General features: G+C 65.0%; 11 protein-coding genes. 10 read left to right on the top strand and 1 reads right to left on the bottom strand.

All coding sequences use genetic code 11. The features are described from left to right. Window positions 1–117: 117 nt before the first annotated feature. A complete protein-coding gene (gshB, locus tag ACFSOZ_RS04260; protein WP_379093958.1) occupies window positions 118–1,062 on the bottom strand; it encodes a glutathione synthase in 945 nt (314 codons plus the stop codon). A 249-nt stretch (window positions 1,063–1,311) separates the two neighbouring features. On the opposite strand from gshB, the gene ACFSOZ_RS04255 reads away from it, so the two are divergent. The 10 genes from ACFSOZ_RS04255 to ACFSOZ_RS04210 all read left to right on the top strand — a co-directional run bounded on the left by ACFSOZ_RS04255 (window position 1,312) and on the right by ACFSOZ_RS04210 (window position 12,371). Further along, window positions 1,312–2,613, top strand: a complete 1,302-nt coding sequence (locus ACFSOZ_RS04255) for a glycosyltransferase family 2 protein (protein ID WP_379093955.1) — start codon at window positions 1,312–1,314, stop codon at window positions 2,611–2,613. Between the two features lie 15 nt (window positions 2,614–2,628). Continuing rightward, window positions 2,629–3,009: a GtrA family protein gene (locus ACFSOZ_RS04250; RefSeq protein WP_379093952.1), complete on the top strand. Its 381-nt coding sequence runs from the start codon at window positions 2,629–2,631 to the stop codon at window positions 3,007–3,009. Between the two features lie 80 nt (window positions 3,010–3,089). Further along, complete coding sequence (locus tag ACFSOZ_RS04245) at window positions 3,090–4,910, top strand: GtrA family protein (protein ID WP_379093949.1); 1,821 nt, start codon at window positions 3,090–3,092, stop codon at window positions 4,908–4,910. A gap of 147 nt (window positions 4,911–5,057) precedes the next feature. Beyond that, window positions 5,058–6,407 (top strand): putative bifunctional diguanylate cyclase/phosphodiesterase, encoded by a 1,350-nt coding sequence (locus tag ACFSOZ_RS04240; protein ID WP_379093946.1) that lies wholly within the window; start codon window positions 5,058–5,060, stop codon window positions 6,405–6,407. A gap of 166 nt (window positions 6,408–6,573) precedes the next feature. Continuing rightward, window positions 6,574–7,341 carry an SDR family NAD(P)-dependent oxidoreductase gene (locus tag ACFSOZ_RS04235; protein ID WP_379093943.1) on the top strand — a complete coding sequence of 256 codons (768 nt, stop codon included), beginning with the start codon at window positions 6,574–6,576 and terminating at the stop codon, window positions 7,339–7,341. Beyond that, a complete protein-coding gene (locus tag ACFSOZ_RS04230; protein ID WP_379093940.1) occupies window positions 7,338–8,282 on the top strand; it encodes a 2-dehydro-3-deoxygalactonokinase in 945 nt (314 codons plus the stop codon). The genes ACFSOZ_RS04235 and ACFSOZ_RS04230 overlap by 4 nt, the downstream gene beginning before the upstream one ends. Further along, the gene (locus ACFSOZ_RS04225) at window positions 8,279–8,917 is read left to right on the top strand and encodes a 2-dehydro-3-deoxy-6-phosphogalactonate aldolase (RefSeq protein ID WP_379093937.1); all 639 of its coding nucleotides are present in this window, start codon (window positions 8,279–8,281) and stop codon (window positions 8,915–8,917) included. Before ACFSOZ_RS04230 ends, ACFSOZ_RS04225 begins: the two co-directional genes overlap by 4 nt. Window positions 8,918–8,953: 36 nt before the next feature. After that, complete coding sequence (locus ACFSOZ_RS04220; protein ID WP_379094952.1) at window positions 8,954–9,799, top strand: SMP-30/gluconolactonase/LRE family protein; 846 nt, start codon at window positions 8,954–8,956, stop codon at window positions 9,797–9,799. A gap of 121 nt (window positions 9,800–9,920) precedes the next feature. Then, window positions 9,921–10,994 (top strand): D-alanine--D-alanine ligase family protein, encoded by a 1,074-nt coding sequence (locus ACFSOZ_RS04215; protein ID WP_379093933.1) that lies wholly within the window; start codon window positions 9,921–9,923, stop codon window positions 10,992–10,994. An 87-nt stretch (window positions 10,995–11,081) separates the two neighbouring features. After that, window positions 11,082–12,371: a low temperature requirement protein A gene (locus tag ACFSOZ_RS04210; protein WP_379093931.1), complete on the top strand. Its 1,290-nt coding sequence runs from the start codon at window positions 11,082–11,084 to the stop codon at window positions 12,369–12,371. Window positions 12,372–12,379 lie beyond the last annotated feature (8 nt).

Genomic DNA, 12,379 nt, shown 5'->3' with positions numbered 1-12,379 from the left:
AATATATAATCGCCCGGTCAAATCAAGAACATTACAGGAACATGCAGCCGCACCGGTCGCGGCCGGGTTGTGCCTGGTTGAAAAAGCGGAACATGGTTAAGACAAAATAAAAACGGACTAGGTCCGCCGCTTGTCCTCGACCGCGTCCCAGAACAGGCTGGCGATGTCGGCGCCGCCGAAGCGCCTGACTTCGCGCACGCCGGTCGGCGAGGTCACGTTGATCTCGGTCATGTAGTCGCCGATGACGTCGATGCCGACGAGGATGAAGCCGCGTTCCTTTAGCGCCGGCCCGATGCGGGCGCAGATCTCGCGCTCGCGCTCCGTCAACTCGGTCTTTTCGGCGCGGCCGCCGACATGCATGTTGGAGCGTGAATCGTGCTCGGCGGGCACCCGGTTGATGGCGCCGACCGGCTCGCCGTCGATCAGGATGATGCGCTTGTCGCCCTTGCGCACATCCTTCAGGTAGCGCTGCACGATATAGGGCTCGCGGAACATCTGGCCGAACATTTCGAGCAGCGAGGCGAGGTTGCGGTCGGCCTCCAGCAGATGGAAGATGCCGGCGCCGCCATTGCCGTAGAGCGGCTTGATGATGATGTCGCCGAACTCCTTGCGGAAGGCGGCGACCTCGAGCGGATCCTTGGTGATCAGCGTGTCCGGCATCAGGTCGGAAAACTCGGTGACGAAGATCTTTTCCGGGCTGTTGCGCACCCAGGCCGGGTCGTTGACCACCAGCGTCTTCGGATGGATGCGCTCCAGGATATGCGTGGTGGTGATGTAGTTCATGTCGAAGGGCGGGTCCTGGCGCAGCAGGACGACATCCATTTCCGAAAGATCCGTGCGCACCTTTTCGCCGAGCGAGTAATGGTTGCCCTTCTCGTCGCGCACCTGCATTTCCTCGATGCGGGCAAACACCTTGCCGTCGCGCAGCGACAGCCGGTCGGGCGTGTAGTGAAACAGCTGATGTCCGCGCCGCTGCGCTTCCAGCGATAGCGCGAACGAGGTGTCGCCGGCGATCGACACCGTGGAGATATGGTCCATCTGGACGGCGATCTTCAGCTTCATGGCAAGTCTCCGGCGGCTCGGATGGGCGACTGTCTTGCCTGTACAGGCTCATTGGCCGTCTGCCAATCGCGACATTTTGAAGTTGGCATCAGCGATCCGCAAACGCGGGGCAGGCCCGGACCGTGCCGGTCATTTGGAGACAAGGCGAGGCTGTGCGTCATCGTTTTCTTAAGCCTTGCCGTGCAAGGGTATGCTCCGAATGCGCCCGGCCGAACTGACGCAGCCGGGCACTCGATGGAACAACGACCAATGAACGCCGTCACCGCCATCCGCGCCACCGCAACCAAACAGCTCGAACTCACCATTCTGATGCCATGCCTCAACGAGGCCGAGACGCTGGCCGTGTGCATCGGCAAGGCCAGGGCCTTCCTCGACCAGGCGGGCATCTCCGGTGAAGTGCTGATATCAGACAATGGCAGCACCGACGGATCGCAGGCGATTGCCGAGGAGAGCGGCGCCCGTGTCGTGCCGGTGGCGCAGAAGGGCTATGGCGCGGCCCTTTTGGGCGGCATCGCAGCCGCCAAGGGCCGCTTCATCATCATGGGCGATGCCGACGACAGCTATGATTTCGGCGCGCTGGAAGCGTTCGTTGTGCGGCTGCGCGATGGCGCCGACCTGGTCATGGGCAATCGCTTCCAGGGCGGCATCGAAGCCGGCGCCATGCCGCCGCTGCATCGCTATCTCGGCAACCCGGTGCTGAGCTTTGTCGGCCGCCTGTTCTTCCGTATCAAGACCGGCGATTTCCACTGCGGCCTGCGCGGGTTCAACGCCGACAGCATCAGGAAGCTCGACCTGCAGACGACAGGCATGGAATTCGCCAGCGAGATGGTGGTGCGCGGCGCCCTTGCCGGCCTGCGCATCGAGGAAGTGCCGACCACGCTCAAGCCCGACGGCCGCAGCCGGCCGCCGCATCTCAGGACCTGGCGCGACGGCTGGCGGCATCTGAAATTCCTGCTGGTCTACAATCCGCGTTGGATGTTCTTCATCCCGGGCACGGTGCTCGGCGGTCTTGGCATCGTGTTCGCGGCACTACTGGTGTTCGGGCCGCTGCGCGTGATCAACAATCTGTCGCTCGACCTCAACACCTTCGTCGCCGCCTGTTTCATGGTCGTCACCGGCGTCCAGCTCATCACCTTCGGCGCAATTTCGCGCTACTATGCCGAGATAACCGGTATCCTGCCGCGCAGCAGCCGATCCGACTGGCTGACCAGAACCATCAGCACCGATCGTCTCGCCGCCAATGCCGGCATCTGCTTTGCCGGCGGCGTGCTGTTCTTTGGCTATGCCGTGGCGCGCTGGGCGCATCTCGGCTTCGGCCCGCTGAACGATTCCGAAATCCCGCGCATCGTCGTGCTGGGCCTGAGCCTGATGGTCATTTCACTCCAGGCCTTCTTCTCGGCCTTCCTGCTCGGTGTCCTGGAAATACCGGTCAAGCGGCTGAAAGCCGGCCAGGCCGGTCGTTCCAATGAATTCCGGGCCAATGAATTACGGGCCAATGAATTGCGGACCGATGAATCGCCGGCTAATCAAACGCCGCCGCGCGACGCGTGAGCCCAGGTATTGCCAGTGTTTGTCCAGACGCGCCTGTTCCGGTTCCTGACGGTCGGCGTCGGCGCCGCATTGCTGCTGTTCGTTCTGTCGTGGCTGCTGGTATCGCTGGGCCTCTCGCCCTTCGTCGGCAGCGTCGTTGCCTACGCGATCACCTTCATCGTTGCCTATAGCGCGCAGCGCGGCTGGACATTCGGCGGCCAGCACGATCATGCCAGCGCCATGCCGCGCTATCTCGCGCTGCAGCTCGGATGCGCGTTGTTTTCGGGAATGGTGTCGCACCTGGCGGTCACCCGTTTCGGCATGTCGGCACTCGCCATGTCGGCGCTGATGACGGTTGCTGCAAGCACGGTGAGCTACATTCTGTCGTCCCTGTGGGTGTTTCCGGCGCGCGATTAGCTGGATCGCGGGCGGCTTTACGCTTTGTGAAGCGGCCCGCGTTAGCTTGCGCTGATAGACACAGGCTGAAAGCCCATCCCATGACCACCGCACATACCGCGATGCTTTCCAAAGATGGGGCACGCGCCTCCTGGCGAGCGGACCTCATTCTGGCGCTGCTTGCCACGCTCGGCTTCCTTGCCGTCAACGCCTGGGCCGGATTCCCGGCGCTGACCAATGCCGGCGGCGACAATGACGATCTGCTGCGGCTCGTCGAGGTGCGCGACCTGCTGGCCGGCCAGGGCTGGTTCGACCTGCATCAATACCGGATGGGCCTGGACGGCGGCTTCGTCATGCATTGGTCGCGGCTGGTCGATGCGCCGATCGCCGCCATCGTGCTCGCCGTATCGAGCCTGACCGGCAACACCACTCTTGCCGAGGACATCGCGCAGGTGGCGTGGCCGGCACTGCTCTTCGGCCTGACCATGGTCTTCATCATTCGCGCCGCGCGCAGCTTTGCCGGCGATGGCGCGGTGCTGCCTGCCGTCATCGTCGGCGCGGCGGCACTATATTTCATCGGCATCTTCGCGCCGGGCGCACTCGACCATCACAATGTCCAGCTGATGCTGACCGTCGCCAGCCTGAGTTTCCTGCTCGAAGCGCCTGTGCACCGGCCGGCGGCATTGCTTGCCGGCCTGTGCGCCGCGCTGACCCTGGCCGTCGGCATGGAAACCGCCCCCTACGTCGCCAGCATCGGCGTCGGCGTGGCGGCGCTGTTTGCCTTTGATGCAACCGGCGAAAGGGGGATCGCCAGGGATTTCGGCCTTGGCTTTGCCGGCGTATCGGCGCTTGTCTTCGTCGCCACCATCCCGGTGTCGGCCTGGAGCCAGGCACAATGCGATGCCTTCTCGACGGCGCAGTTCGTCGTGGCCGCCCTTACCGGAACCGGCCTTGCGGCGATCGCCTCGATCGAAGCGGCCCGCCGCTCGCGCGGACGGCGTCTGCTGTCGCTTGGCGTGCTTGCACTCGTGCTCGGCGCGGTCCTCTTTCTGCTGTTCCCGCAATGCCTGGCCTCTCCCTATGCGGAGCTTGATCCGCGGTTGAAGACGCTATGGCTCGATCATATCGAAGAGGCGCAGTCGCTGTTCCAGCTGGCCGCCCACGATCCCGCCGAGCTGGCGGCGCGCTATGCCACGCCGCTGGTGGCGATCGTGCTGATGGCGCAGCGCTTCGTCCGTGGCGGCTGGCGGCGGCAGGACAGCCTTGTCGCCGTGCTGCTGGTTGTGGCGTTCGTGGTCAGCGCCTGGCAAGTGCGCGGCTCGACCTTCTCGATCGCCTTCGCGGTGATCCCGCTCTCGGCCTGGATCGCCAAATGGCGGCGGCGTGCCGAAACCAGCCCGTCGCGCAGCTCGGTGCTGCGCATGGCCGCGGCCTGGCTCATCTCGATGAACTCGATCTGGTCGGGTGCCGCCCAGGCGGCGTCGGCGGCGCTCGCAACCGGTGCAAGGATCACCAGCAACGCTGGCGTTGACCCGTCCTGCCAGGCCAGGGGCAGCTTCGCCACGCTCGGCAGGCTGCCGGATACCACCGTGCTTGCCGTTTCCAATCTCGGATCGCCGATCCTGATTTACTCCGGACATCGCGTGTTCGCCGGGCCTTATCACCGCAACGTCGCCGGAAACCTGCTGGCGCTCGACGCTTTCCTCGGTTCCGATGCGCAAGCCGGGTCGATCGCTAGGGATCATCACGTCGGCCTTGTCGCGCTGTGCCGCGGCAACCCGGAAAGCCAGCTTCTCGCCTTCACCGCGCCGGGCGGTTTTCTTGCCGGGCTGATGCGCGGCAACGTGCCGGAATGGCTGGAGCCGATCGCGGACACAACTGGCGCCTCGCTCGAACTCTATCGTGTCCGGCCGAACGGCTGAGGATCTGAGTGAAGGCCTGACGCGCATCGCGTCAACCTGCTGAAAGCAACGCGCTTTACCCGCGAATAATCGATTTGGGGATACGTTTCCTAAAGGGTTTGCTGCCAGTCTGAAACTAAATTCCGACGTCACAAAACAGGGACACCGATGCAAACTTCGTTTGGCACCGGACAGGCAAACAGAGAGAGCACGGATCTGGCATTCACCGATCCGTTGACCGGGCTTGGCAACCATCGCCGCTTCTTCGACAAGGTCGATCGCCTGATCAGCGACCGTGCCGACGACCCGGCGCCATTTACCGTCGGCATTCTCGACCTGGACGGCTTCAAGCCGATCAACGACCTGTTCGGGCACAAGGCCGGTGACGATATCCTGATCCAGGTCGCGATGCGGCTGCGCGCCTCGATGGACGGCTATTCCACTGTCTGCCGCATTGGCGCCGACGAATTCGCCTTTCTTTACCCGATGGTGTTCAGCGAGGACGCTGCGGCCGACAAGTCCCGCATGCTGATCGAGATTCTTTCGGCACCCTATGATGTCGGCGAACGCACCGCCAGGCTTTCGGCCTCGGTCGGCTGCTCGCTGTTTTATTCGGGCGACGAGACCACCGAGATCCTGGTCAACAAGGCAGAGACGGCGCTCTACCACGCCAAGCGTTCCGGCCGTGGCCGCGTCGTCGTCTACACACGCGAGATGGAAGAAGCGGCCAAGCGCGTCACCCGCATCGAACAGGCGCTGCGCCGCGCTGTCTCGGCCGGCGAGGTGGAGCCACATTTCCAGCCCATCGTCGACCTCAACACGCGCCGCACCATCGGCTTCGAGACGCTGGCACGCTGGACCGATCGCGACCTCGGCTCGGTGCCGCCAACGGTGTTCATTCCCATCGCCGAGGAGCGCGGTATCATCGGCCCGCTGTCGCAGCTGGTGCTGCGCAAGGCGACGGAAGCGGCCAGAAGCTGGCCGAAGGACCTGTTCCTGTCGTTCAACCTGTCGCCCTCGCAGCTCGTCGACCAGAACACCGGCCTGCACATACTGGCGATTCTCGACCGCACCGGCTTCGATCCGCGCCGGCTGGAGATCGAGATCACCGAGACCGGCCTGATGAACGATCCTGCCTCGGCCGAGAAGATCGTCGAGGATCTGCGCCGCGTCGGCATCCGCGTTTCGCTCGACGATTTCGGCACCGGCCAGTCCTCGCTCGGCCGCTTGCGCGAGTTCCATTTCGACAAGCTCAAGATCGATCGCGCCTTCGTCTCTTCCATTCTCGACGACCGCCCGTCCGAACACATCATCCGCGCCATTCTCGCCATGTGCGAGGGGCTCGGCATGGACGTGGTCGCCGAAGGCATCGAGCAGGAGGCGCAGGCCGACCGCCTGGTCCAGTTCGGCTGCGCCGGCGGGCAGGGCTATCTGTTCGGCAAGCCCGTCGATGCCGATGCCACGCTCGGCTACCTCCGCGATTCCTTCCGCGGCGCCTTGCACGCCAAGGCGGTCTGACCGCCAATCTCGACGCGGTCCGCAATCCCGATGATGCAGCCGTTCGCATCCGGTGCGGCGCATTGTCGTTTTGTCTGACATAAGCCAGCAAATCCGCCTTTTCGCCCTTGCCCGCAGGACTTCTCTGGCTAGGATGCGCGCCGGTCATGCTGGGAGAGAACAGATTATGATGCCATCGGCGCATTTTGCCGACCTCGAGGGAGCCTCGGTGCTGATCACCGGTGGCGGCTCCGGAATTGGCGCGGCACTGACCGAGGGTTTTGTGCGCCAGGGTGCCAATGTCGCCTTTATCGATATCGCCGACGGCCCAAGCATCGCCCTTGCCGATCGCATCGAGAAGGCATCCGGCCGCCGGCCGCTGTATCTCAAGACCGACCTGCGCGACGTCGAAGCCCTGCGTGCGTCCGCCACCAGGGCGGCCGACGCACATGGCGATGTCACCGTGCTGATCAACAACGCGGCGTGGGACGAACGCCACGCCGTGGAAGACGTGACGGTGGAATTCTGGGACAACAACCAGGCGGTCAATCTGCGGCCGCATTTCTTCACCGCGCAGGCGGTGGCGCCGGGCATGAAGCGGTCCGGCGGCGGCTCGATCATCAACTTCACCTCGACGTCCTATCTGATCAATCACCCCGACATGCCGGCCTACACCGCCGCCAAGGCCGGCATCCTCGGCCTGACCAAGGGGCTGGCCGGCAAGCTCGGCGTGGACGGCATCCGCGTCAACGCCATCGCGCCCGGCTGGGTGATCACCGAGCGGCAGAAAGAGCTCTGGGTGACCGAACAGGGGCTGGCCGCCCATGTCGCCAAGCAGTGCATCAAGCAGGTGATGCAGCCGGACGACATTGTCGGCACGGTGCTGTTCCTGGCTTCGGACGCGTCACGCATGCTGACCGCGCAGATGCTGATCGTCGATGGAGGTTTCCTGTGAGCGAAGCGCCGGCGGTAGCGGCCGTTGACTGGGGCACGACCCGCATGCGGGTCTGGCTGATCGACAAAGACGGCAAGGTTCTTGCCGAACGGCGTGGCGATGATGGCCTGATCACCGCCCAGCAAAAAGGCTTTTCGACCATACTCGAAGGGCATCTGGCGGCGATGGCCGCGCCGGAGGCGCTGCCCGTCATCATCTGCGGCATGGCGGGCTCGCGCCAGGGCTGGCTCGAGGCACCCTATGTCACCGTGCCGGCGCCGCTCAGTGCCATCCTGGCGGGTGCCGCCCGGGTGCCCGGCCAGGACCGCGACATCCGCATCGTGCCGGGCCTTGCCCAACGGCTGGCCGATGCGCCCGACGTCATGCGGGGCGAGGAAACCCAGCTTGCCGGCGCCGGCCTGCCGGCCAACGGACGCCAGCTGGTCTGCATGCCAGGCACCCATTCGAAATGGGTGCTGGTCGAGGACGGCGTTGTTGCCGGCTTCGGCACCTGGCCGACCGGCGAGCTGTTCTCGGTGCTTGCCGCGCACTCGATCCTGCGCCATTCGCTCGGCGAACACCCCAGCCCGGTCACCTCGGACAATCCATTCTTCCGCCGCTGGTGCGAAACCGCCTTGGGCGAGGACGGCGATGTCACCTCGCGGCTGTTTTCCATCCGCGCCGCCGGTCTGCTCCAGGATCTGAAAGCGGACGATGCCGCCGCCTGCCTGTCCGGCCTGCTGATCGGTGGCGAGATCGCCTCGGCCAGCCGCCGCCATGGCGCCGGTGCGGAACCCGTTGTGCTGGTCGCGTCCGGCGCGCTTGCAGCACTCTACCAAGCCGCACTCGGCCTTGCCGGGCTCAAGGTCCGCACCGTCGATGCCGATGAGGCGGTGCGTGCCGGTCTCGTCGAAGCCGCGCGTGAGAACGGCATGATCGCCAGAACCGGAGCAGCCCTATGAGCCAGACCGCACCTTTCCCGAAGCTCAAGCGCGGCCTGGTCGCCATCCTGCGCGGCCTCAAGCCCGTCGAGGCGATGGCGATCGGCCAGGCGCTGTTCGACGCCGGCATCGAGGCGATCGAAGTGCCGCTCAACTCACCGGAGCCGTTTTCGTCGATCGCCCGGATCGTCGAGGTGCTGCCGAAAACTGCACTCGTCGGCGCGGGCACAGTGCTGACAGCAGCCGATGTCGATGGCTTGCACAAGGCCGGCGGGAGGCTGCTGGTCAGCCCCAACATCGATGCCGAGGTGATGGCGCGTGCGATGCAATACGGCATGGTCACCATGCCGGGCGTGTTCACGCCGACCGAAGCCTTCCAGGCGATCCGGTTCGGCGCCTCGGCGTTGAAATTCTTCCCGGCGAGCGTGCTCGGCGCGGCAGGCATTTCCGCGATCCGGGCGGTGCTGCCGGCGCAGACATTGATCGGCGCGGTCGGCGGTGTCTCGGAAAAGGACTTTGCCGGCTACAAGGCTGTCGGGGTGACGGTGTTTGGCCTTGGCTCCAGCCTGTTCAAGCCGGGCATGAGCGTCGACGAGGTGGCGGTTCGCGCACACGCCGCCGTCTCGGCCTGGGACGCGGTGTTCGGAGAAGCATGATGAGCGAGGCGGCCGTTTCGGTTTTTTTCCGATCATATCTGCCAGCTCGGCGAAGGGCCGAGCTACGATCCCGCCACCGATGCGCTGTTCTGGTTCGACATCGTCAACGGCCAGCTTCTGGAAAAGCCCGTGGCCGGCGGCCCACTGAAAATCCACGCGCTTGGCCAGATGGCAAGCGCCATCGCCATCATCGACGACCAGCGCCAGCTGATCGCCACCGAGACCGGCCTCCATGTCCGCGATGTCGCGACCGGCACGATGACGCTGCACACGCCGATCGAGGCCGACAATCCAGCCACCCGCTCCAACGATTCCCGCGTCCATCCCTGTGGTGCCCTGTGGACGGGCACGATGGGCAAGGCGGAGGAAAAGGGGGCCGGTTCGATCTACTGGTTTTTCAAAGGCGAACTGCGCCGCCTGTTTTCGGACATCACCGTGTCGAACTCGATCTGCTTTTCGCCGGATGGCGCGCTCGCCTACTACACCGACACCTCGACCGGACTGTTGATGCGGGTCGACTGCGACCCGGCGACCGGCCTGCCCACCGGCGAGCCGAAAATCTTCGTCGATCACCGTTCGGCCAAGGGTTATATCGACGGCTCGGTGCTCGACCGTGACGGCGTGCTGTGGAATGCCGTCTGGGGCGGCAAGGTGCTCAGGGCCTACGCGCCTGACGGCACGCTGCTGCGGTCGGTCGCCATGCCGGTGACACAGCCATCCTGTCCGGCCTTTGTCGGCAAGAACGCCGACCGGCTGGCAGTGACGTCCGCCTGGAAGGGGAAAGACGAAAAGCAGCGCCAGCTCGATCCGCAGGCGGGCATGACCTTCCTGCTCGACATCAAGGTCAACGGCCGTTTCGAGCCTCGCGTGCTGATCGCCTGATTGAACCGCGGTCGGCCGGTGCGCTGTCACGCAACCGTCCGACCCAGTCGGTTTCGCGAGAGCCGATTGCACTTACCGTGCGATGGTAGGCGATCCCACCGCTGGAAAACCGTGCCAAGCCATGACGAGCCAAAAGCCAAAACTGATCCTCGTCCATGAGCCGGAAAAAGCCTGCTTCGACCGTCTGGTCGCCGACGGCCATGCACCGGAGCGTGCCGCCGAAATCGCATCCTATCTGGCGCAGTCGACCGATCTCGCCCCCGAATTCGACGCGCTTGCCGCCGCCTGCCAGGCACGCGGCCTGTCGTTCGCGCCGGTGGCGCTCGACGATGCCGCAAGCGTGCTCGCCGGCGAGCATCCCGGCACGACATTGGTCTGGACGCTGACCGACGGCATTGCCTATTTCCGTGGCGGGGCCGCACCCGCTTTGGCGAGACTGGGCGGGTTCAAAACGATCGGGGCCGACGATGCGCTGTTCGCGCTCTGCCAGGACAAGTTCCGCTCCGGCGCCGTGCTTGCCGCGCTCGGCCTGCCGGTGCCGACGGCCGGTCTTGCGCGCGACGGCAAATGGCTGGTCGAGCCGCCTGCGTCACCCGCCGGCTGGTTCGCCAAGCCCAACCGGCTTGGCGCCAAGATTGGCATCTGGGCGGATTCGCGCACCGGTGATCTCGGCCACGCCCTGGAGCTCAGCCGGCGCGTCTTTTCAGCCTATCGCGATGACGTCGTCGTCCAGCCCTATGTCGCCGGCCGCAACGTGCGCGCGAGTTTCCTCGGCCTGGTGCCCGGCGCTGGCGTCGAAGCGCTTGGCGTCGCCTTTGTCGAGTCAGGCGCCGATTTCCAGACCATGGCAGATAGCCTGGCACTTTACGGCGACACCGGCGAGGCAGCCAAGGCGGCGGGACATTATGCCGAACCGGAGCTCGTTGCGGTCGCCGACAGCCAGCCGGTCGCCGACGCCAGGATTCGCGTGATCGCCGAGCGGCTGATGAGCGGGCTCGGCCTGCGCGACGTATTCTCCATCGATCTCCGGGTCGAGGCCGACGACACGGTCCACCTCATCGAGTTCGAAGTCTGCCCCGGCCTGCCCTGCTTCGATTTTCGCGCCTATTGCCGCCAGCAATGGGGTCTGGAGCTCGCCGACGCCATGGCCGAGACCGCAGCCACCCGGCTGACCGGCCCAAACCATCGTATTTGAACGGCGTGGCGGCTCCGGCCGTGCGCCTTGACGCGTCCTGCCTTGCCTCTAGTGTCGGCTCACGACCCTCAACCCGAAGGCCGCGCGATGAACACCACGCCCGTCAACCCCGAAGCCCTTCATCATCATGTCAGGCGCATGGCCGGGCGCGATCCGCATGAGGTGCATCGTGTCGCGACGCCGCTCGAGCTTCTGTTCGACCTGACTTTCGTGACCGCGTTCAGCTTTGCCTCGTCCCAGCTCGCCCATGCGCTGGCCGAGGGCCACTACGCTGCCGCCTTGCTCGGCTTCGCTTTCGCCAGCTTCTCCATCTGCTGGGCCTGGATCAATTTCTCCTGGTTCTCCTCGGCCTATGACACGGACGACTGGATTTTCCGCCTCGTCACCATGCTGCAGATGATCGGCGTGCTGGTGCTGGCGATCGGCCTGCCACGCATGTTCGCCTCGATCGAGCACGGCGAGCACCTCAACAATTCGGTGATGGTGCTTGGCTATGTCATCATGCGGGTGGCGATGATCTTCCAGTGGCTGCGCGCTGCCCGGCAGGACCCCGCCCGGCGCCGCGCCTGCCTGACCTACGCCACCGCCATCGCGGTCGCCCAGATCGGCTGGGTGGTGCAGATCGTTGTGGATTTCCCAGTCGGCACCAGCATCATTCTCGCTGGCATTCTCGGTCTCATCGAACTGGCGGGGCCGGTGATCGCCGAACGCAAGGATGGCGGCACGCCCTGGCATGCGCACCACATGGCCGAACGCTACAGCCTGTTCGCCATCATCGCCTTGGGTGAGGGGGTCGTCGGCACGCTGGCGACCCTGTCCGCCGTGGTCGAGGAGCAGGGCTGGACTGTGGATGCGGCACTGGTCTGCGTCGCCGGCACCGGGCTCACCTTCGGCATGTGGTGGGTCTACTACATGCTGCCCTCGGCACCGATCTTGCATGCGCACCGCAACCGATCATTCATCTGGGGCTATGGGCAGATGCTGATTGTCGCCGCCATTGTCGCGACCGGAGCCGGGCTGCATGTCGCGGCCTATTTCATCGAGCACAAGGCGCATATCGGCCCGGTTGCAACGCTGCTTGCCACCGCTGTTCCCGTCGCCATTTTCCTGGCGGCGATCTATGCGCTCTACACCTATCTTGTTCAGCGCTTCGATCCGTTCCACATATGGCTGCTGCTCGCCACCGCGGCTGTGGTGGCGCTTGCCATCCTCTCAGCACTTGCCGGTGTCGACACGGCGGTCTGCCTGATCATTCTGATGCTGGCCCCGGCCGTCACCATCGTCGGCTACGAAATGCTCGGGCACCGCCATCAGGCGGAGGCGCTGGCAGGCGACCAGCACTCGACACGACATGAGAGCCACGAGGCGAGTCGCTAACACGCGGA

This window comes from Mesorhizobium newzealandense (genome assembly GCF_042682145.1).
Classification (GTDB): Bacteria; Pseudomonadota; Alphaproteobacteria; order Rhizobiales; family Rhizobiaceae; genus Mesorhizobium; species Mesorhizobium newzealandense.
Note: the sequence above shows the minus strand (reverse complement) of the source record. Positions and strands in the feature narration are given on the sequence as shown.